Origin of the sequence: Moritella dasanensis ArB 0140, from assembly GCF_000276805.1 — a bacterium.
GTDB classification, from domain to species: domain Bacteria; phylum Pseudomonadota; class Gammaproteobacteria; order Enterobacterales; family Moritellaceae; genus Moritella; species Moritella dasanensis.
Window position 1 is genome coordinate 160,649 of the sequence record NZ_AKXQ01000005.1, and the last position, 22,397, is coordinate 183,045.

Consider the following 22,397-nt stretch of genomic DNA (forward strand, 5'->3'; position numbering starts at 1 on the left):
TTAATTAAAACGAAAGTTATGTGGACAATAATAACGCAATATAGGGGGAATACAGTGAGGTTAGTACTGCCAATACGAGTATATCGGCAGTCATTATTACAAGTAACTAAGACGAACAGCTCAGCACCATTTTACGTCCCCACTCAGGTGGTAATGCTGCAAGCTTTTCGAACTCGGAATGTTCGGCAAACGGGTCAGCTAACACAGCCATTAATTCATTAACTAAGCTGTAATCATAATTAGCGGCTTGTTCAATTGCTTGCTGCGCTAAGTAATTGCGTAAAATATACTTAGGGTTCGTTTGATTCATGCGTATTTTACGCGCCTCATCAGCACTTGATTCTAACACTAAACGCTGTTGATATTGCGCGGCCCAGCCATCAAACGCTTCACGGTCAATAAACTGGTCACGTATCGCTGTATTTACCGCGCCTTCAGCACTATTTACAACAGCCTCAGAGCTATCAAAATCACCTAACAGGCGGAAGAAGTGGCTGTAATCTACACTGCTACCGGCTAATATTTCTAATAGATTTTTAATCAGCTCACCGTCACCATCTTGCACTTGCTGTAAGCCCAATTTAGCGCGCATTAGCTGACGTAACTTAGCCAAGAAAATATCATCGTAGGTTTTTAGCGTTTCATTCAACGCCGCAATATCCATGAACGGTGTTAACGAGCGACCTAACGCCATTAAGTTCCAGTAACCTATTTGTGGCTGCTGATTAAAGGCATAACGACCTGAATAGTCGGTATGGTTACAAACATAGCCAGGATCGAAATTATCCTGGAACGCGAACGGGCCATAATCAAAGGTTTGTCCCAAAATCGACATATTATCGGTATTCATCACGCCGTGAACAAAACCAACCGCTTGCCAATGTGCCATCAACTCTGCAGTTGTCGTCACGACTTGTTTATAAAATGCTAGGTAAGGTACTTCTGCATCGAGCGTTTCAGGGAAGTGCTGCGTCAACGTGTAATCCAGCATCAACTTTAAATCGTCTAAACGCTGAGTATAATAAAAGTGTTCGAAATGACCAAAACGCACATGTGATTCAGCAACACGCACAACCATCGCGGCTTGTTCCACTTGCTCACGCATAACGGCATCACTACCGACCACTACGCTTAATGCTTGCGTCGTTGGGATCCCAAGACCTTGCATCGCAGCACTGCATAAATACTCACGAATACTTGAACGCAATACCGCACGACCATCACCTTGACGGCTGTAAGGGGTTTTACCCGCGCCTTTTAAATGCAGATCCCACGTTGTGCTATCAGCTGTTTTAACTTGCGCTAACCCTTTTACCTGTGCTAACAACAGGCCTCGACCATCACCTAAATCAGGATTGTAATGACCAAACTGATGACCAGTGTATTTCATTGCCAGTGGCTCAAAACCGCTTGGTAGGTAATTACCCGAGCATAACTGCAATAACGTATCACTGTCGACTGCTACATCTTCTAAGCCTAATAACGCCATGACTTGTGGATTGAGGCTGACCATTTTCGGATCACTGATCCCATCAGGCATTTGTTTGTTATAAAAATGCGCTGGTAAGCTCGTATAATGGTTATCGCATACAAGTGCATCGATGCCGTCTTGATTTATCGCTTTGCTCACGGTGATCCTTAACTGTCAAGCTGATACAAATATACCCAAATTATTGCTCGGTATCGAATTGAACACATGACATGACAACACCTGACAACACTTTGGGTATATGATTTATTCTTTACCGCTAAAATCCATAGAAATAGAGTTAATACAGAAACGCTGGCCTGTTTCTGTCGGTCCATCAGGGAATACATGGCCTAAATGCGAATCACAGTGACTGCATGTCACTTCAATGCGTTGCATCGCTAAGCTGCTGTCTTCGGTATAGATCACTGCGCCGTCTTTGATTTCTTTATCAAAACTTGGCCAACCGCAACCTGAATTAAACTTGCTGTCGCTGGTAAATAACTCGCTACCGCAGCACTTACACTTGTATACGCCCACATCGTTATTGTTTAGTAATGTGCCTGTGTACGGATGTTCAGTGCCTTTTTTACGGCATACGTAAAACTCTTCATCAGTTAATTGCGCTTGCCACTCGGCATCGGTTTTAGTTGTTTCATTGTTCATAACGTGGTTATCCTCAGGGTTAATGAGTTGATTGTAAGCGGCCGTACAACGTTTGATAAAGCCCTTCAACCTGTAATAGTTCATGATGTTGTCCTGACTGGCTAATTACGCCATCGTCGAGCACATAGATCAAATCAGCCTGTTTAATGGCGCTGAGTCTATGGGCAATAATTAATGTCGTTCTGTCTTGTAAAAATTCACTCAGGTTATGATGTAAACGACTTTCAGTTTCAGTATCGAGAGCCGATGTTGCTTCATCAAACACCACCATTTGTGGTTTACTTAATACCATTCTGGCAATGGCTAAACGCTGACGTTGACCACCAGAAAGACGTACACCATTACGTCCGACTAAGGTCTCTAATCCATGACCAAGTTGTTGTATTGTGTCAGCCATTTCAGCAACTTGCAGCGCTTTCCACAGTTCATCATCGCTAAATTGATGGCCCATTGATAAATTTTCACGGATCGAAGTATTAAACAAGATAGGTTGCTGTAATACCGTGGCAATGTTCTCACGTACTTTATCATAACCAACTTGATTCAGCGGCACATCATTAATTAAGATCTCGCCTTGCTGTTTCTCGTATAGCCCTAATAACAGCTGTACCAATGTTGATTTACCACCACCACTGACTGCAACAATCGCTACTTTCTTCCCTTTCGGTATGGTTAAATTTACATTACGGATAACTTTGTTTTCAGTATTATAACCAAAGCACACATCTTTAAATTCAACACTCACGCCGTCTTGATCCGCAAATGGATCTACGACACAGGGATGTTGTGGCTCTTGGGTTAATTCAAATACACTGTTTAAACGCTTCAATGCTGCTGACGCCGCAAAGTAAGTATATTGAATACTTAATAGCTCCTGCACTGGGCCCATCATAAACCAAAGATAACCAAATACTGCGAAGATCTGACCGATAGTTAAATCAGCAAACACCACCATTAACATCGCAATCGCGCGGAACACTTCGAAGCCAATCAAAAAGATCGTAAAGCTTAAACGGTTAACCGCATCGGTTTTCCACTGCGACTGGATCGCGCTATCACGCAATTCACCGGCAGCATCAATGACACGACTAAAATATTGCTTTTCACGCTGCGCTGTACGTAATTGTTGGATTGCATCTAAGGTATCAATCAAGGCTTCTTGGAAAGCTTCAAACGCCGCATTTTCACGGGTTTTTAAGTTTTTAACTCGCTTGCCGAATGACCGAGAAAAGTAAATCACTGCTGGATTCAGCAATAAGATAATCAACCCTAACTGCCAATCTATCCATAATAAAATAGCCGCAGTACCGAGGATCGTGAGCATACTAACCAGAAATTTAGACAAGGTTTCAGCCAGGAATTTATCGATTGTTTCCACATCAGTTATACAACGAGAGCTGATCGCACCAGACCCTTGAGTTTCATATTCAGTTAATGATACCAAGGGTAAATGGTGCATCAATTTATCACGAATGTAGAAACTTAAATGCTTACCGATAATGGTAAATTGCCTTGCTTGCCAAACTGATAAAACAAGGCTGGATAGACGTAAGCACACCACAAGGCCAAGAATAGCTAAAATATATAACTGTGGTCCCCACCATGATTCTGGAAACATATTCTGCATTGCTTGTACTGCAGCACCAGGTTTCTCTAACAACACCTCATCCACCAGCAAGGGCATCATCAACGGAATTGGCACACTGACTAAAGTGGCAAATACGGCAATAATATGCGCGCTGATCAAAGGTTTCTTATGACGTAATACCCGTTCACGGATCAACTTCCAGCTGATCAGATTGCCTCGACGGCCTGGATTATGCGGTGAAGTATCTTGGTCAGACGCGTGTGTTGATGATTGCGCTTGTTGCGGATCTTTTAGATCGTCTTGCTGTTGAGATTGAGAAGTTGTTTTTATCATAATGCTCTAAAACCACGTCACCCTTAAGTTGTTACGAATGATTATCAATTGCAATATTATGCCGTAGATTCACTCGCAACAACAGCTTTAATGCCTGCACTGTGCAGCTTAATACAGATATCACCCTGTTTAAAAGCGATAGTCGGATTGGCTAATTGCTCACCTTCCACGTGTGGCGCTGAACGCTTAACTTGAATACTGCTGTCATTCGTTAGTACTGTATCAATGTTAGGATTAATTAAACGCAATGCGTAGTCTAATTCGTCCATACTCGTGGCATTACCAGGTACCACAAGTTCAATATGTTCCCAACCCTGTTGTGGGTAGTGTTTCCCAGGTAGCGGCAGTTCCACACAATCAATTTGCCAATCACCTAAGATTAACGGCTCATCTAAGACGATAATGTAAATAGCACGACCGTTGACAACATTGTCAGAAATCACCTTACCACGTTGTTTAAAATCAACTAATAGCGCTTCTGCCAACGCAATATCATTGACGCGTAAAGCCACATGATCGCACCATAAGGCCTGCGAATTCGAATCTGATTGTTCGAGTAAACCGAGTTGGTCTGCAAAAGCGATGATGGCGTTAGAGAATGCGGACCACTGCTCGGTTAGATGTTGATATTGCATGGTAATTCCTTCTTAAAATTGTCCGCTAATGATACCACAGCAGCCATTTTTAATGAGTGGTTTATAAAATAACCATTTTTGATACAGTGCAAAAAATTGAAATTTGCTACTAATAAGCTCAAAAACACAGAGCTTTTAGGACATTATCCTGTTAAATTAAAGGAGATTTCTTTATTTACTTTTCATAATTACTTTTCATAATTGACTTTTAATTATAAATAATAGGGTGTGCTAATGAATAACGCTTTTGATGCAGTAAAAAGTGCTCGTCGTAAAAACAAGCTGAAACGTGAAATCTTAGATAACGCGAAGAAGATCCGTGATAACCAAAAACGTGTTGATCTACTTGATAACCTTCTTGATTATCTTTCGCCAGAAATGACTCAAGCAGAAATTGTTGAAATCATCGGCAACATGAAATCAGATTACGAAGACCGTGTTGATGACCATATCATCACAGGTGCTGAATTATCTAAAGAACGCCGTGAAATCAGCAAAAAAATTAAAGCTATCACGAAAGCAGTTAGCGACAAGTAATAACTCAATAGACGCAAAAATTAAAATATAACAAGAAATCGAACGCTATACCCCTACATGATAATCTGCGCCAGAATAGCTTTTTATAAATCACTTTTATAAAAAAGTTATAAAACATAATAAGCGGATATCAACATTGAGATAAACACCAGATACACGAGTTTACTGCTTGGTCTGGTGTTTTATCTTAATACTTATCTACACAATATTACTTTAACGCATAACAATGCTAATCTAGCTATCTCCTAGCCAATTAACCGCGATCACCATGAAACGATTACTTAAACTACCTTCTAAAGAAAGTCCATTTGTGTTTCTCGCCCTTGCAGGCATAGTCATGACCATGACTTTCTCGGCTTGGAATGCACTACTAAATAACTTTGCTATCGAGAATGCCGCGTTTACTGGTGCTGAGATAGGCACACTGCAATCTATCCGTGAAATCCCTGGATTACTGGCTTTCACTGCCGCGTTTGTATTACTGATATTAACCGAACAGGTATTTGCGATTATCGCCTTGTCGTTACTCTGTATTGGTGTGGCGATAACCGGCTTTTTCCCATCGGTATATGGCTTGTATGCCACGACTGTGTTGATGTCTGTGGGTTTTCATTATTACGAAACCATCAACCAATCGTTAAGTCTGCAATGGTTTAGTAAAGCCGAGGCACCAGCCCAGTTAGGCCGCCTGCTCGCGATTAAATCTCTTGCCGCCCTCTTTACCTTTGCGGGTATTTGGCTCGCATTTACGGTGTTTGAAGCCGATTACATTACGGTATACATGATCTGTGGTTTGCTCGGTTTAGCCATCACTGCATGGTTAGCGACTCATAAACCAGAAGTCAGCCATGTTGAAGTACAACACAAAAAGCTGATCTTACGTAAGCGCTATAGCTTGTATTATTTACTGACATTTTTATCTGGTGCGCGTCGTCAAATCTTCGTCGTGTTCGCCGGGTTCTTAATGGTCGAGAAATTTGGTTATGGCGTTACCGAGATCACGGCACTGTTCATGCTTAATCACGTGATTAACCTGTATTTAGGCCCTAAAATTGGTGCTTGGATTGGCCGTGTCGGTGAGCGCCGTGCTTTAACAATTGAATACACAGGTCTTATCTTTGTATTTGTGGGTTATGCCTTGGTAGAAACAGCGGAAGTTGCTGCTGTGCTGTATGTTATTGACCATCTGTTCTTTGCTATGGCGATTGCGCTGAAAACCTATTTCCAAAAGATTGCTGACCCGAAAGATATTGCCGGTAGCATGGGCGTGAGTTTCTCGATCAATCATATCGCTGCTGTAGTTATTCCAGTTATCTTCGGTTTGATCTGGTTGTATGATCCCTCGTTAGTGTTTTACGCAGGCGCTGCTATTGCTTGTTTATCTTTAATCCTAAGCCGTTTTGTACCTGTTAATTATAAATAAAATAACTTTGGTTCGATAGTGAATAGAAAGTACATAGCGCATTGAATGACAGAATTGAATAACAGAATTCAGTAACGACGAAGCTTGGATATGATCAATATATCCAAGCTTCGTCGTTTACCGTAGTCGTTACTTAAACATCGTTGAATAACGCTTCATGACCATAGTCGAACCATCAATATTATCGACAAACTGTTGTGCTGCAGGCGCACTCATAAATGACGCCATCGACGCATCCGCTTCTTCTGTTGATTGCCAGTGCACAATCACCAACCACTCGCCATTTTCTCCAGCAGCCGACTCTCGTGATATAAAACCAGGCTGTTTAGCGACATGTTGGTCTTCAACCGCTTTATCAATTGCTGCGAACTCGGTATATGAAACCCCTTCGTTAAGCTTTAGCGTCACAATTTCAATAACGGCAGTGTCTGACGCAAACGCGGTAGAAACGGTCATAATCATAGTTAACAATACTAAGATTAATCTTTTAAAATAACGCATAATTAATATTCCCTCTGTTCAGGTAATCATAGCTTGGATTCAAAAAACTGATTAGTCTAGTTAGTTTAGAAACCAAATTTACCGTTATTATTTTTCCAGGCATCTTTCGCTAGGATTGGTTCAATAATGTCCCAGTGCTCTACAATTTTGCTGTTTTCAATTCGGAATAAATCATAGAAAGAAACCGGTTTTCCGGCAAAACTCCCCTCACTGATACTCAGTACAAAGTTACCTTCACCCAAGACGATATGATTTTGGCTATAAACCATTGTAATACCTTGTTTCGCCATTGCTTCCAGCGCCTGACCTAAACCTGAAAGGCCATCTGCAATGGCTGAATTGTGTTGCAGATAGTTAGCGTCACCGTCATCAATAAAACGACCAAGCTGGGCAAAATCACCTTTAACCAGGATCGTTTCAACAAAATCACCCACTAAGGCTTTATTTGCATCAGTCTTGTCTAAATCGCGCACTGCTGTTGGACCATCTAGCTGAGTGCGACCACTTGGGTTGGCTACGCTTTTCTCTGCCAAGTTATCCCAATGCTCGACGATTAGTCCATCTTCAAAACGAAACACATCAAAGCCAGCTTTAGGGCCAAAGAAATTGTAGTCGGTATGGGTAAATACATAGTCACCATCTTGGAAAGCACGTTTAACATCAACCTTTGCACTTCCTACTGGCAATGCTTGCAGTACCGCACCAAAACCAGCAAGACCATCCGCCACGGCGAGGTTATGTTGCGTGTAGTTATCTGGGTTCACATAAGCGGCAGCCTGTGGGTCGCCTGTTTCAATACTATTAAGCAGGGCTACGGCTTTATCTTTGTTAGATAGACTCATTGTATTATCCTCAGTTGAAACTTGACTTGTGCATGCTGTAGTCACTAACACAGTAGCGGCTAACATCGCTGAAATACCTTTTTTCATCATTCTTACCTCTCGTTGGAATGAGGTAATATTAATAAAAACAGCGATGCTTTACATGGTCAAAATCAGAAGGAAAATGGTCAATTACGAACCTTGATATTGTTTTTGAAAACGTGAGGGAGTAATCAAGGTATGCTTTTTAAAATACTTAACAAAATTACTGGCATCCTCAAACCCTAATTCATAAGCAAGCTGCTGGGTTGGCATGCCATGTAGCACCAGCCGTCTTTTCGCTTCTAAAATAGTGTAAGCATCGATGAGTTGTTTGGCGGTTTGATTAGTGGCCAACTTGCAGATCTGATTTAACGTTTTGTAGGTAGTGTGCAGTTGGTCTGCATAATAAGTCGCATCTCGGGTGCGCTGGAAGTTGGCGGCAAGCAGAGCCACAAAGTCATTGAATTTACCCAGTTGACTTTGGTTTAATTTATCATGATGATTCTCAGGCATGACTCGGCGCAGCATCAATGACAGCGAAGAAAACAGCAACATGACAATCAGTTCATTAGATTCCAGGTGTATTAGCTCTTTGCTAATTTCAGCCAACAGTTTTTCACTGCTGCTCATGGTTGCTGCGTCAGGAATAAAAACCGGCTGATAGGCGTACTCAAGGTGCGTAGGCGTAAACTCGGGCAACCGCATATTCATGAGTGCTTGATCGATAAATGCTTGCGTAAACAGCAGTACTTTACCTTGCGGTTTGTGGTTAAAATCAAATGCATGCACTTGGTTTTTTTGGACAAATATAAACGCGCCAGATTGATAAGGGTAGTTAACAAAGTCAATTAAATGAGCGCCCTCACCTTCTTCTATATGGATAATCTGATGAAAATCGACTCGGTGTGGTAACGTCGGATTATGAGTCAGGTTATCTTTGCCTTGATACAGCGTTGCTAACTCAATCACTTCAATTTCGTTGTTTGCCGTTTTAGTGTGATTAAAGCCAACTTCAGGGATGTTCATATCGCAGCACTGCTCTTATAACATTTTGATTATACTGCAGCCTAATGCATATTGATGTAATGCTCAAGCCACTGACTGTATATTGACACCACGGCACAGGCATAAAAATGTTAGCAACTACGCTGTCTGAACTTAGGATATTAACTCAGCCTTTAATGGTTAGTGGTAAAAACAAAACAGTACTGTACACTCACTAAATTGTTTTATTATCAGTAGTATATCGATAACAATAAAGCTATAAACATTAATAAATTAAAGGACTAAACTATTATGAAAATTCGTTTCCACCTTATCGCAGCACTCGCTATTACTTCACTATTCGGTTGCGGCGGCGGAGAGCAATCTCTAAAAGTAACGGCTAGTGCATATACCTCAAGTGTTGGCGAAACAGATTCAACGCCAAACCTTGCTGCTTGGGGCGATATTCTTAAACCTGGTATGAAGTCTATTGCTGTGTCGAGAGACCTACTCGAAATGGGTCTTACTCACAATCAAGAAGTGAGAATCGAAGGCTTTGAAGGGACTTACTTAGTACTGGATAAGATGAATAAGCGCTGGGAAAAGAAAATCGATATCTACATGGGTAACGATGTTCAAAAAGCAAGACAATGGGGTAAGCAGGAAGTTGTTATCTATTGGACTGTAGAAGAAGAAAAGTAGCGCTTAACGCCCTACCGATTTGATTCGATTTATATTTATTTCAATAAAAAACCTGAGTAACAGCTACTCAGGTTTTTTTATGCGCATAATTTCATGCTAACAGTCTGTAGCGTAAATCGCAGATATAAAAAAGGCTCATCACAGCTCTTTATTAGAAAGAGAGCTATGTGATGAGCCTTTTATTTACAAGCTATAAATCTTAAACCAAGCAACGTATTGCTTGGCTAAGAATAATTATTTGCTTGCGATGTATTCTTCGTAAGTACCGTCGAAGTTAACGATGCCGTTTGGAGTAATATCCCAGATACGTGTAGCAACTGTAGATACGAACTCACGGTCATGAGAGATGAATAGTAAAGTACCTTCATATTTCTCAAGCGCCATGTTTAATGACTCAATTGATTCCATATCCATGTGGTTAGTTGGTTCATCCATTAATAATACATTTGGTTTTTGCATCATTAATTTACCGTAAAGCATTCGGCCTTTTTCACCACCAGATAGAACACTTACTTTCTTGCTAATGTCATCATTAGAGAATAATAAACGACCTAGGTAACCACGAACAGTTTGATCGTCATCGCCTTTTTCTTTCCACTGGTTCATCCACTCCATAAGCGTCATATCTTCTTCGAAGTATGATTCATGGTCCTGTGCATAGTAAGCGATGTTTACGTTTTCAGACCATTTGTACTCACCCGCATCTGGAGTAAGTTCGTCTGCTAACATACGCATTAATGTTGTTTTACCAACACCATTGGTACCGATAATTGCGATACGCTCGCCAACTTCAACCATAGCTTTGAAGTCTGAGAATAACGGACCTTCATCAAAGCCTTTTGTTAGACCTTCAATTTCTAGTGCATTACGGTAAAGTTGTTTTTCTTGCTCGAAACGAATAAATGGCGTTTGACGGCTAGAAACTTTAACTTCATCAAGCTCAATTTTATCAAGACGTTTAGCACGTGATGATGCTTGTTTGGCTTTAGATGCGTTTGCAGAGAAACGAGCAACGAATGCTTTAAGCTCTGTAATTTGAGCTTCTTTTTTCGAGTTGCTTGTTAGTAGTTGCTCGCGTGCTAATGTAGCAGCAAACATGTAGTCATCATAGTTACCTGGGTAAACGCGTAGTTCACCGAAATCAAGGTCAGCCATGTGAGTACAAACACTGTTTAAGAAATGACGATCATGCGAGATGATTACCATTGTACTTTGACGTGCGTTTAGCGTTTCTTCTAACCAGTCAATCGTTGCGATATCCAAGTTATTCGTTGGTTCGTCAAGTAGTAAGATATCTGGATCAGAGAATAGTGCTTGTGCTAGTAGTACACGTAGTTTCCAACCTGGAGCAACTTCGCTCATTAGGCCGTAATGTAATTCTACTGGGATACCAACACCGATTAGTAGTTCACCCGCACGAGATTCAGCTGTGTAGCCGTCCATCTCTGCAAATTCACTTTCTAAATCACCAACACGCATACCATCTGCTTCAGACATATCTGGGTTAGCATAAATTGCGTCACGTTCTTCTTTCACAGTCCACATTTCTGCGTGGCCCATGATCACAGTATCAAGTACTGTATTTTTTTCGAATGCGAATTGATCCTGACGTAATTTACCTAGACGTTCGTTTTCATCAAGTTTCACGTTACCAGAGCTTTGATCTAAATCGCCACCTAGGATTTTCATGAATGTTGATTTACCACAGCCGTTAGCACCGATTAAACCGTAACGGTTACCGCCACCGAACTTAACTGAGATATTTTCGAAAAGTGGCTTGGCACCGAACTGCATTGTAATATTTGCTGTGCTAATGATAGGGAACGCTCCTGTCCAAAAATGGACTAAAATATAAATTACTGAATTTTAAGTTGGCGGAGTATATCACCTAATGTGATGTAAATCACGTAGTCTGATTGGTAAAATTGAAAGGATTTTAAAGTTAATACGGGATAATTGCAGTTTACTTTTAAAAGATTGATATTTGATGATATTCGCTATGATGGACAAAGCAGTGACAATCCGTTATCACTGCTTTTATTAGCAAGTAGCTGTAAGCAAACTATGGGCAATCGGTAATGATACCAGCGTCACCATCACTCAACGAGCTTGGCGCTGCAGTGGTATTTGCAGCGTCATATAAGCATGCACCCAAAGCAGTATCCAACTTGGGTCCAGCCATACCTGGCCCTGTAGTATAACCCCAAGAGTTTACCGAGATGATATCCCAAACATCGTTACCATTATATTGTAGCCAAGGACCACCCGAAGCACCGCCTGATAAACCGCAACTTGGTAACCACCAATTCACAGCACCTATCGTTGTCATGCCTTCTGCGCAATACATAAAGTGCGGGTCATCAGCATAGGAATAACCTAAACCATAGCTATATGTACCGTCCCCTTCACTATGTAGCGGAGCAATAAAGTTAATGTTTAGCGCAGGTACCGCGTCGGATAAAATATCAGAACTAGCTGTGTTACCACTGTGTGCGTCGCTATCATTGACAACATAATAGGCGTGGTCCCATTTTATATTATTCGGGAACGTAGTTTGCGCCCAACCTCTATCAACAACCCCAAATGCCGTGCTCCAGCAACCAATCACATCATTACTGCAGTTGGTATCTGTGCCTGTACCTGAATCACTTTGATTGGGGATAAACAACACATTACGGGCAAAGGCTTTATTGGTATCGTCATAAACACAATGCGCTGCGGTTAAAATGAGTGAGCGCCCAGTGGTCGAATTTTTTACAACTGTGCCAGAACACACATAACCGTTCCACTGTCTTTTAAGTTGGTCCGCTGGCATTTCAAAATAGATACGCCCTGCGGCCCACTGCACATCAGCACTAACATCTTGTCCGCTGATACTCCAATTGCCATTAACCACTATCTCTTCTGTTACTGGTGGTTCAGTAACACCGCTGCCACCATCGACATCAAAACAAACTTCAGGTGAGGTACTACGATTGCCGCCGCGTTTAGCGGTATCCCTTGCAGTCACGTACCAACACCATTCACCGTAAGTAAGATTTTGGGCTGCTGCAGTCCAACTATCAGTAGATGAATTCGCTGAAAAACTGTAATTCGTTGGGTTAGCTGTCGGGCCGGTGAGATAAAAATCAACCCGAGATACCGCGACATTATCGGTCACCGTCGCCGCCAATATAACCGAAGTATCAAGCTCACCAGCATCCGGTGATAGATTAGATATCACCGGCGCAGTAGTATCCCGACTACGCTTTGGTTTTCCTGCTAGTGGCTTCATGGTATGACCGTAAGGCATTAACTCACCCTGCTTAACCCGCATATAACCTTGCCCTTGCGGATCAATAAATAAGTCTCTGGGCACTGCTGCATGTCGCCGCGAGTTATCCCAATGTTGTAAAACACGAGTATGATTTGGATTAAGTCCCGCGTTTGGATTCGGAGCGGCAAAAGAGGTATTAATAAATAAAATAGGAAGGCTAGATATTACAATCAGACTGCTTTTAGCGAAGGCCATAATATTACTCACAATAATGGTAGCAGGGCGACGAGATCCTTCTCATCATCTAGCTTTGTAAGTATAGAGCTAGATTTAGCTTAAGCCACCGCAGTAGGCACTTGCGAGAATAGCAACCATGCACCAAGTAATACGAATACTGAACCCATGATCTTATGCTGGTAGATGTGGAAACGTTCATTGGCTAATAATGATTTACCTAATGTACCGACCGTGACTACCAGCAGTAAGTTAAACAACAAACCTAATACATTAAGCAGTAAACCTAGCGCTAGCATTTGTTCGCCAGATGAAGTCTCAATATTTGATGATACGAACTGGGGTAAAAACAACACAAAGAATAATAATGCTTTTGGGTTTAATAGATTGCTGAACACCGCTTTACGATACAATGAACGCGCCATTTTACTGGTTTGATTCACTTCAGGTGCCACTACCGAGCTAGTGCGTAAACAATCCCAACCCATTTTTAATAAATACAAACCACCCAAAAAATGCAGCGCTTTAAGGGCTATCGGGCTCATGGCGATCATCGCAGAAACACCCATCGCCGCTAATAACGTCAAGATAATACCTGATGTTGCGTTACCTAAGCTGGCAAATAATCCCACCTTGCGGCCATAGCTTAAACTTGAACTGGCAATTAATAACATGTCAGGACCAGGGATAAGTAATAACGCTACAACAGCAGTTAAATAGAGGGGTAAAATAGAGAAATCAATCATGAAGGGTTCGCATTACAAAAAAAGAAACTGGATTGTAATACAATTAGCGATATTTTCACCTACTTTTTAAGTTGTAGGTGAAATCAATAACCAAAAGCTTAACTGGCGTTAATAGATCGCGCTAGATTAATGGCGATCTAACGCATTTATGGCGGTATTTAACAGCGATTAAAATAGACGTCATTTAAATGAACGGTTATGCGCTAATAACACAAACGATTAAAAATTCTCTTTCATGTCCAGATAACAAGCGCGGATATGCTCGATTAACAGCTGCACTTTTTTCGCTGGCTTTCGGGTATACGGATACACGGCATAAATACCGATCACCTTGGCTGTTTGCTGTGATAGTACTTCCACCAGCTTGCCACTATCGAGTTCGTTATAAACCAAACATTTTGGTAAGTAAGCTAAGCCCTTCCCTGCCAATGCGGCTTGCTTTAACGCCACTGCATTGTTAGAACTAAAGTTACCCGATACTTTGACATTGTACGGGGCGTCATCATGAGTGAATAACCAATTGAATGCACCGCTAGTTTGGCAGGTATAACCGAGGCAATTATACGGCGCCAGCTGTTCGGGGAATTGCGGTTCACCTTGTTGCGCTAAATATTCAGGGCTCGCGCAAATCATCCAACGCGAATTAAAGATATGACGCGCAATCAAACTGGAATCTTCTAAATGACCAGTACGGATCACCAAGTCATAACCATCGGCAACCAAATCGACAAAGTCATTATTCATCGACATATCGACAGTTAGTCCTGGATGCTTTTCACAAAACTCAGACACGGCTCTCGCTAATAAAAGCTCACCGGAGATAGTGGGTACTGACATCTTGATATGACCCGCTAAGGTTTCACTGTAACTGGTCACGGTATCAAAGGCATTTTTAGCCGTTTGGGCGATACCTTTAGCACGGTAAAACAACATTTCACCGGCTTCGGTTAATGTCAGCTTACGGGTAGTCCGAAAGATGAGCTGCACACCTAAGTCTTCTTCTAATCGGCTGATACGTTTACTCACCACAGACTTAGTGACCTTGTTCGCTTCAGCTACTTTGCTAAATGAACCAAGTTCTATCACTTGGGTAAATAACACTAAATCATCAATTTGCGGCATGCAATTCTCGGTTTACTAAAATAAAGGGACGCTATAATTATACACGTAAACGCCCATAGATAACGAGGGCGTTTACGTAACAACTACATATCAGCAATAACAACATAAGCGGCATGAATAGGACCATGCACACCCACTACTTTGATTAACTCGATATCAGCGGTTGAGCTAGGGCCTGAGATAAAGTTAACACAAGACGGTAAACGCTCACCTGCTTGGGCTTTATCATGCAACACTTTCGCAGCTTGGGTAATACGCGGCACAATTTGGCTTTGTGGCACCAAGAATACCGATGTTTCAGGTAATAGGCTGACCGAACGACCATGCGATGCAGCGCTGTGCAATACCATCGTGCCCGACTCTGCTAGCGCTTGTTCTGCAAACACAATACCGACTTTCGCTTGTTCTGCTTGCTTGATATTAACGGCATGAGCTTGGTCAACATCCCAAGTATAAACATCATCAAACTGCAGTTTTAAGCAATTAGCCACGTCGAGTTCAGCCAAGCGGTTATCACCTGACACGACAATTTTACCGGCGCGGAAACCAGTACAAATACTGATTAAGGTTTCATGTAATTCAGCTTTAGTACAGCTCACACCTAATGAGTTTAAATTAGTCTTAGTAAACTCTAAAAGTGCATCAGCAAGTTGTTGTTGGCTAAAGTCTGCCATCACATCATGATGCGGGTTATGCGGCAATGGCGGACGAACAACGCCTTGAGTATTAATTTCGCGCCCCAGTTTAGATGCCAATGAACCCAAAAAACTATCGCGATTATGTATCTTAGCTTGCATAATTATTTCTCAACCTTGTCAGTGTTAGAGTAAAGGTTAGGTTTAGGGTTAACGATACCTGTCACAGCTGCCAACTCTTTACCTGCATCAGCAGCATCACGATTAGCAAACCAACTGCGGAATGACTCGCCATCTGGTTGTGGTAAGTCGCGGGCTTCAGTCCATTCAGCAACAGCGCCAACGTTAATCGGTAGCTTGCCATCTTTAATCACTTTCGGCGCCACTTTACCGCCCACCTTCATCGCCACGTTCCACAACTTAGGGCTGGAATTAAGGTAGTTAAAGGCCGATACCGTCATGCGTTCCGCCAATGGTGTGATCTTTTTAATCACCATTTTTTCACGGTGTTTTAATAACAAATCTGATAGTGGGATCTTAACCGGACAGACATCATTACACGCTTGGCATAATGAACAGGCATACGGTAAATCTTGGAAATCATCATAACCACCCAACAGTGGTGACAGTACCGCGCCAATCGGACCAGAGTAAATAGAACCGTAAGACTGACCACCAATGTGGCGATAAGCAGGACACGTATTCACACAGGCAGCGCAACGGATACAACGTAAAATGTCTTTAAACTCTGAAGCTAGAATGTCTGAACGACCGTTATCTAAGATCACTAAATGGAACTCTTCAGCGCCATCCATATCATTGGATTCTCGTGGACCCGTAATCGCGGTGACATAACCCGTTAATGGCAGACCAACCGCACTACGGCATAACAAGCTAACCATGATATCCAGTTCTTCAAAGGTTGGGACAATACGCTCCATACCCATCACCGCGATATGTACTTTTGGTAATGAAGTAGCTAATCGCGCGTTACCTTCATTAGTCACTAAGCTAATTGAACCAGATTCGGCAACCGCAAAGTTACAGCCGGTGATACCAATGTCTGCTTCGATAAAGTCATGACGAATGTGTTCACGCACAAAGCGTGTCATTTCTTCCGGATCAGAACTGCCTTTATAGCCAATCTTGTCTTCGAATACACCACGGATCTGTTCACGGTTTTTGTGTAGCGCTGGTACCACGATGTGTGACGGTGGATCGCAGTCATCCACTTGTAAAATGTATTCACCTAAATCGGTTTCAATCACTTCGCAGTTGTTACGTTGAATTACTGCGTTCAAACCAATCTCTTCGGTCACCATGGATTTAGATTTGACGACTTTTTTAGCGTTTTTTTCTTGGATTATATTTTCAATATAGTCTGTGGCTTGTTCCGATGTTTCAGCAAAAAACACATGACCACCGGCTTTTTGCACGTTTTCACTTAACTGATGTAAGTAGTAGTCAAGGTTGTCTAATACATGCTCACGGATCTGCTTTCCGTTTTCACGCCACTCATCCCAGTTACCGAGTTTATCCGCGGCTAATTGGCGATTAGTGAACATACGCTCTTGGGCATTGGCCACCGATTTACGCATAAAGCTATCTTGCATTTGATCTTTAATACGCTGTTTAAAGATCACATCACTGGTTTTCATCGACATATTAGTTAACCTCCACGGTAAGGCTATCATTACTTGTAATCGTTGACTGACTCAGATCATCAACAACGTTGCTCATGAGCACATCAACAATATGTAACACTTTGACTGTTTTACCTTCACGCGATAAACGTCCGGCGATGTTCATTAGACAACTCACATCGGCACCAATTAAATAATCAGGGGTGACAGCAGTAATATTAGCGGCTTTCTCTTTGACCATTTCGCCAGATATTTCAGCCATTTTGATTGAGAAGGTACCGCCAAAGCCACAGCAGGTTTCTTGATTTTTAATGCCGACTAATTCTAGCCCTTCGACATTACCCAGTAATTTAAGCGGTTCTTCACGCACACCTAATTTACGAATAAGACTACAAGAAGGATGATAAACGCCGCGCCCTGGTAGTTTCGCGCCGACGTTGACGATATTCAATTCGTTAACGATAAACTGTGTTAACTCGAACAAGCGATCCGATACCGCTTGCGCACGCGCCGCCCACTCTGGTTCGTCCGCTAAGTACTCAGGGTATTTCTTTACCGCTGCTGCACATGAACCCGCTGGCGTCACTATTGGATAGTCATTACCTTCAAAGGCTCGGATTAGTGATTTCATCGCTGGCTTGCTTGATTCGATATACCCGCTATTCAATGACGGTTGACCGCAGCAGCCTTGCTCTTTCGGAAATAATACCTCGCAGCCTAACTGCTCTAGTAATAGCACTGTTTTTTTCGCTACGTTTGACTTAACAACGTCACATAGACAGGTTACAAAAAAATTAACTTTCATCATCTCACCTTGCTCACCGAGCTTATTTTTTGCAGCATGATATAAGTAAGTATGGCAAAAAACGAACGTAATTAACCCCCATAAATATGCAAATTGGTTGTACTGTGTGATCTTAACTTTTTGTTAAGAATAACAATTTAATTTAAAACAACAGGTTACATTTTTACGTAGCTAAAAAGTGAAGTACCATTAGATCAAATATGGAAACAATGAAGTTCGACATTAATGGTAATGCCGCTATTTTTGGTTTAGTGCAATTAGTCAGCAGTTATTCACGCTTGGCAATAGGTTTCATAATAGATAGAACAAGGGATTTGAAGAGTGCATGATGCGGTAATAAAATAACGTATTAATGCTTATAAATAGATAAACCCTATTTTTTGTGGTTGAATTTCATCAAAATTATTTACCTAATTACACTAAATCCATGAATCGCTTAATTTATCGATAATACCGCGCAATTTTATTACCGTGCATTATGACAATCACTGTTTCTAATACCGCTACAATCATTTATGGTGTTTTATTGCTTGTTACGTAAGCCATTGATTTAAATCTTTTTGATAATTTACGTAATTTTACACTGCGTTGTTTATGTCACGTTTACAGCCCATAGTCCTAATTACATACCCCAAAAGAGGGGTGGAGTTTACTGCTCAAGCTCTTACAATCCATCTCCCACAAGACACGGGTATTCGAAAAGCGCAGTCATTTAGTTAACTGTACTTTATCTACAATACATTCAAATACGATTATAAATAGACTCAAGCATGACTATCAGCGTAAACCCGATAGACTTATAGCCTGAGCACACATGGAGTGGGTAGCAATGACATCCCTAATCTTGGCAATGATGCCAATTATCGTCCTTATATGGATGATGACGAAAAAGAATGGTGTACCTTCATATATAGCACTGCCGTTAACGGCGTTGTTTGTCGGTGTACTGCAAATCTTTTATTTCCAAACCGACTTGACGTTGATCTGGGCAAATGTAATCGCTGGTAGTTTGTCAGCCATTACCCCAATATCGATTATTGCCGGGGCAATTTTGATGAACCGCATGATGTGTCTAACGGGTGCTGAAAATACAATCAGCCGCTGGTTAGAAGGCATCAGCCTTAATAAAGTTGCTCAGTTAATGATCATTGGTTGGGCGTTTGCCTTCATGATTGAAGGTGCATCAGGCTTTGGTACGCCAGCAGCGATTGCTGCGCCTATCTTAGTTGGTTTAGGTTTCCCACCATTGCAAGTGGCAATGCTAGCGCTAGTGATGAACTCGGTACCAGTATCGTTTGGTGCAGTGGGTACGCCGACGTGGTTTGGTTTCTCAAACTTAGGTTTAACTGATTCAGCTTTGCTTGAGATTGGTCAGCAAACTGCGATGATCCACTTTGTTGCTGCATTTGTTATCCCGGTATTGGCTTTACGCTTTGTTACGTCATGGACTGAGATCCGTCGTAACTACTTCTTCATTCTATTAAGTACCCTGTCTTGTACTATCCCGTATTTCTTGTTCGCACAATGGAACTATGAATTCCCTGCATTAGTCGGCGGCGCAATTGGTTTGACGATCTCTATTGGTTTAGCCAAGTTAAACATTGGCCTTGCTAAAGTAGTAACGAATGAGACTGACAAGCAGACAACGCTAGCGACAGTAAGCCGTGGCGAGATCTTCAAAGCCATGACCCCGACTATCTTGCTAATCGTTATCTTAATCGTGACACGCATCCAACAGCTTGGTATTAAATCAATGCTGACAGATGCAACGGAAGCATTATCGGTATCGCTCGGTAGCCTGGGTGACTTTAGTGTTAGCCAAGCGTTGATCTTAAAACTCAGTAACATCTTAGGGACTAACGTCGCTTGGGCTTACAAAACCTTGTATGTACCTGCGTTGATCCCGTTCTTGTTAGTGGTATTAATTTCTATCCCACTATTCAAAGTCAAGAGCAGCATGGTTAAGCAGGTATTTAGCGAAACCGGTAGCCGCATCAAAATGCCATTTATTACTTTAATTGGCGCGTTGATCATGGTGAAACTGATGATGGCTGGCGGTGAAAACTCGCCTATCCTAATCATCGGCATGGCGTTCTCTGATTTGATGGGTACTAACTGGCAGTTTGCTTCAGCTTACCTTGGCGCGCTGGGTGCATTCTTCTCGGGTTCGGCGACGGTATCTAACCTGACATTTGGTGCTATTCAGCAAACGATTGCGACGACAGTTGGCTTACCTGAAACAACTATCTTGGCACTGCAATCTGTTGGTGGCGCGATGGGCAACATGGTATGTATTAACAATATCATTGCGGTATCGACTATCTTGGGTATTTCCAACAAAGAAGGTTACATTATCAAACGTACCGTTATTCCGATGGTTATCTACGGTGTGATTGCAGCGGTAGTGAGTACGCTTTTATAAGCATAAATGTAGGGGGATTACCCTGCGTGATTAATTTTTAAATTAAAAAACCAACAGCTTTAGCTGTTGGTTTTTTTGTTTATGGTGTAAATAATGTCAGTAATATTCTGCAGTGACATGAAATACTTCAACATGGATATATAGATATTATAACCAGGTGGCTCCGCATCGGTATAACGGTGGTTTATTTTGAATGTTTCAATTCAAGTCGAGACACTAAAGGTGACCCATTTAACTCTTTTAAAATATTGTATCGCTCAACAGGTCTACCTACTTTTAATCAATTGTAATATCCGTTAACGTCTTAAAATAAATAGCTTTCTAGCTTATACCGTTTCTATAAAAGACTCGATTGAGTATATGAAAGTATCGATGAATAATCAGAATGCTGAAATTTAAACATTAAAAAGGACGTTATAAATGGATAATAATTTGATGGATAACTTTTTAACCACGTTACATTCACATTCAAAAGACATAGGGATCACTAAGATTTATAGTGAAGTATTGAAAATGAATGGCACAAAAGTATCCTCAGGTACATTCAGTAATAAATTCACGCCGACGTCTAAAGAACATAAATTAACGCTGACAGAGTTCATGTCGGTAATGAAGGTTTTAGAATTAGATGACAATGGCCGACATGTCAGTGTATTTACAGATATGTTAGAAGTGTTCAACTTGAAGTGTGATAAGCACTACGCTGAACCTAATGTCAGTATAAATTATAAATCAATTTCAAACGCATTGGTGGGAACGAGTAAAGAACACGGTGATGTGTCTAATGAAATACATGAAGCCTTAAAAAACAATAAAATTAGCCCTACTGAAATAATAAAAATTAAGAAAGAAATAAATGACGAGATTGATGCGTTAGTCAAATTGAAAGCTATTTTAATTAAAGCGAGTGATAGCAATGAACTTATAAAATAATGTTGTTTGTATACATATTTTAAGGTGTATGGGTCATTCGCACCCATTCATTACTGCTACTATTTACTTTCCTCATTCTTATTCTTTATAAAAACAAAGCTGCCACCACTCCACTATAATCTCATACTCATACTCATACTCAACAGGCTATCGACGGCCTATTTAGAGCGCGCTCAAAAAGGTCTGATTCACTAAATCACTTTTTCAACTTATCTAGTCAAATTTGAATGTGAAAACAGCCCGCTGATTCACGTGTTTCACATCAAGATATAACGTTATGATTATTCCATTGAGAACTGGTGAGGTCGAACGCAAGATACCCCACCCACTAAAGTTAACAACATAAACACAAGGATGGGGTATGACAAATAAATTAACAAAAGAAGAGTGTAAGGCTTTATTACATGAATTTAATTCTTTCGAATTTGACGATGCAATCGAATTACCCAAAGAAATAATTACGGTATTGAAGAGCTACAATATTCACTCAGTAATAATGGAAAATGGAAAAGTGTGTGACATTAAAGATTAACCTCATCAGCAGATATTTATAAGAGGTCAATTTAGCATTAATTAAAAATATAAACTAAAGGATGAGGTTTCTATGACTAGGACATTAATAGATTTATTCAATTCAAATACCGAAAATAAAACAAAAGAAATAATGAGAATGCGTGGGTATCATCGCGAAGAAGAGCTTCGTCTAGAAACCCATAAAACAAAAATGATGACGCAACAGTTAAAACAAGCGGCCTTACGATTAGAAGCTGTAGAGTTAATGTCCCAGTATCAAAGCTTGGATCTGAATCAACAAACAGAAAGTATGTTTAAGCTACCAACGCGACCAACAATAGATATCGTCATTTAAACTCATGTTACCTCACGAGGGTGTGATATATGA

At 41.2% G+C, this 22,397-nt stretch carries 21 protein-coding genes; 7 read left to right on the forward strand and 14 right to left on the reverse strand.

Going from position 1 to position 22,397, the window contains the following annotated elements:
* Nucleotides 1-106 precede the first annotated feature (106 nt).
* The 4 genes from A923_RS0105945 to A923_RS0105960 all read right to left on the reverse strand — a co-directional run bounded on the left by A923_RS0105945 (nt 107) and on the right by A923_RS0105960 (nt 4,690).
* Complete coding sequence (locus A923_RS0105945) at nt 107-1,630, reverse strand: protein adenylyltransferase SelO (protein ID WP_017220746.1); 1,524 nt, start codon at nt 1,628-1,630, stop codon at nt 107-109.
* A gap of 105 nt (nt 1,631-1,735) precedes the next feature.
* Nucleotides 1,736-2,134, reverse strand: a complete 399-nt coding sequence (msrB, locus tag A923_RS0105950) for a peptide-methionine (R)-S-oxide reductase MsrB (RefSeq protein ID WP_017220747.1) — start codon at nt 2,132-2,134, stop codon at nt 1,736-1,738.
* Between the two features lie 19 nt (nt 2,135-2,153).
* A complete protein-coding gene (locus A923_RS0105955) occupies nt 2,154-4,055 on the reverse strand; it encodes an ABC transporter ATP-binding protein (RefSeq protein ID WP_017220748.1) in 1,902 nt (633 codons plus the stop codon).
* A 56-nt stretch (nt 4,056-4,111) separates the two neighbouring features.
* Nucleotides 4,112-4,690 carry a VOC family protein gene (locus A923_RS0105960; protein ID WP_017220749.1) on the reverse strand — a complete coding sequence of 193 codons (579 nt, stop codon included), beginning with the start codon at nt 4,688-4,690 and terminating at the stop codon, nt 4,112-4,114.
* Between the two features lie 234 nt (nt 4,691-4,924).
* Here A923_RS0105960 and A923_RS0105965 point away from each other — a divergent pair, with 234 nt between their 5' ends.
* Both A923_RS0105965 and A923_RS0105970 read left to right on the forward strand, forming a co-directional pair.
* Nucleotides 4,925-5,227, forward strand: coding sequence for a DUF496 family protein (locus A923_RS0105965; protein WP_017220750.1), 303 nt, complete (start codon nt 4,925-4,927; stop codon nt 5,225-5,227).
* 268 nt (nt 5,228-5,495) lie between these two features.
* On the forward strand, nt 5,496-6,650 hold the full coding sequence (locus A923_RS0105970; protein ID WP_033197550.1) for an MFS transporter: 1,155 nt from the start codon (nt 5,496-5,498) through the stop codon (nt 6,648-6,650).
* 129 nt (nt 6,651-6,779) lie between these two features.
* Here A923_RS0105970 and A923_RS0105975 read toward each other — a convergent pair whose 3' ends face one another.
* The 3 genes from A923_RS0105975 to A923_RS0105985 all read right to left on the reverse strand — a co-directional run bounded on the left by A923_RS0105975 (nt 6,780) and on the right by A923_RS0105985 (nt 9,040).
* The gene (locus tag A923_RS0105975) at nt 6,780-7,151 is read right to left on the reverse strand and encodes an antibiotic biosynthesis monooxygenase family protein (protein ID WP_017220752.1); all 372 of its coding nucleotides are present in this window, start codon (nt 7,149-7,151) and stop codon (nt 6,780-6,782) included.
* Nucleotides 7,152-7,216: 65 nt separating this feature from the next.
* Complete coding sequence (locus tag A923_RS0105980) at nt 7,217-8,080, reverse strand: nuclear transport factor 2 family protein (RefSeq protein ID WP_017220753.1); 864 nt, start codon at nt 8,078-8,080, stop codon at nt 7,217-7,219.
* A gap of 84 nt (nt 8,081-8,164) precedes the next feature.
* Nucleotides 8,165-9,040 carry an AraC family transcriptional regulator gene (locus A923_RS0105985; protein WP_017220754.1) on the reverse strand — a complete coding sequence of 292 codons (876 nt, stop codon included), beginning with the start codon at nt 9,038-9,040 and terminating at the stop codon, nt 8,165-8,167.
* 270 nt (nt 9,041-9,310) lie between these two features.
* On the opposite strand from A923_RS0105985, the gene A923_RS0105990 reads away from it, so the two are divergent.
* Nucleotides 9,311-9,700: a 3D domain-containing protein gene (locus A923_RS0105990; RefSeq protein WP_017220755.1), complete on the forward strand. Its 390-nt coding sequence runs from the start codon at nt 9,311-9,313 to the stop codon at nt 9,698-9,700.
* A gap of 234 nt (nt 9,701-9,934) precedes the next feature.
* On the opposite strand, the gene A923_RS0105995 is transcribed toward A923_RS0105990, so the two are convergent.
* The 7 genes from A923_RS0105995 to A923_RS0106025 form a co-directional block, all read right to left on the reverse strand.
* Nucleotides 9,935-11,518: an ABC-F family ATPase gene (locus A923_RS0105995; RefSeq protein WP_026006094.1), complete on the reverse strand. Its 1,584-nt coding sequence runs from the start codon at nt 11,516-11,518 to the stop codon at nt 9,935-9,937.
* Between the two features lie 244 nt (nt 11,519-11,762).
* Nucleotides 11,763-13,211, reverse strand: coding sequence for a hypothetical protein (locus A923_RS0106000; protein WP_033197558.1), 1,449 nt, complete (start codon nt 13,209-13,211; stop codon nt 11,763-11,765).
* An 80-nt stretch (nt 13,212-13,291) separates the two neighbouring features.
* The gene (locus A923_RS0106005; protein WP_017220758.1) at nt 13,292-13,936 is read right to left on the reverse strand and encodes a LysE family translocator; all 645 of its coding nucleotides are present in this window, start codon (nt 13,934-13,936) and stop codon (nt 13,292-13,294) included.
* 219 nt (nt 13,937-14,155) lie between these two features.
* A complete protein-coding gene (locus A923_RS0106010; RefSeq protein ID WP_017220759.1) occupies nt 14,156-15,058 on the reverse strand; it encodes a LysR family transcriptional regulator in 903 nt (300 codons plus the stop codon).
* 83 nt (nt 15,059-15,141) lie between these two features.
* Nucleotides 15,142-15,855, reverse strand: coding sequence for a LutC/YkgG family protein (locus tag A923_RS0106015; RefSeq protein WP_017220760.1), 714 nt, complete (start codon nt 15,853-15,855; stop codon nt 15,142-15,144).
* 2 nt (nt 15,856-15,857) lie between these two features.
* Nucleotides 15,858-17,357: a LutB/LldF family L-lactate oxidation iron-sulfur protein gene (locus A923_RS0106020; protein WP_017220761.1), complete on the reverse strand. Its 1,500-nt coding sequence runs from the start codon at nt 17,355-17,357 to the stop codon at nt 15,858-15,860.
* Nucleotide 17,358: 1 nt separating this feature from the next.
* A complete protein-coding gene (locus tag A923_RS0106025) occupies nt 17,359-18,141 on the reverse strand; it encodes a (Fe-S)-binding protein (protein WP_017220762.1) in 783 nt (260 codons plus the stop codon).
* Nucleotides 18,142-18,970: 829 nt separating this feature from the next.
* On the opposite strand from A923_RS0106025, the gene A923_RS0106030 reads away from it, so the two are divergent.
* From A923_RS0106030 to A923_RS0106045, 4 genes are all read left to right on the forward strand, one after another.
* Complete coding sequence (locus tag A923_RS0106030) at nt 18,971-20,563, forward strand: L-lactate permease (protein ID WP_017220763.1); 1,593 nt, start codon at nt 18,971-18,973, stop codon at nt 20,561-20,563.
* 420 nt (nt 20,564-20,983) lie between these two features.
* Nucleotides 20,984-21,496 (forward strand): phage regulatory CII family protein, encoded by a 513-nt coding sequence (locus A923_RS0106035; protein ID WP_017220764.1) that lies wholly within the window; start codon nt 20,984-20,986, stop codon nt 21,494-21,496.
* 361 nt (nt 21,497-21,857) lie between these two features.
* Nucleotides 21,858-22,028, forward strand: a complete 171-nt coding sequence (locus tag A923_RS23085; RefSeq protein ID WP_017220765.1) for a hypothetical protein — start codon at nt 21,858-21,860, stop codon at nt 22,026-22,028.
* Nucleotides 22,029-22,100: 72 nt separating this feature from the next.
* Nucleotides 22,101-22,364 carry a hypothetical protein gene (locus A923_RS0106045; protein WP_017220766.1) on the forward strand — a complete coding sequence of 88 codons (264 nt, stop codon included), beginning with the start codon at nt 22,101-22,103 and terminating at the stop codon, nt 22,362-22,364.
* The last annotated feature ends 33 nt before the right edge of the window (nt 22,365-22,397 follow it).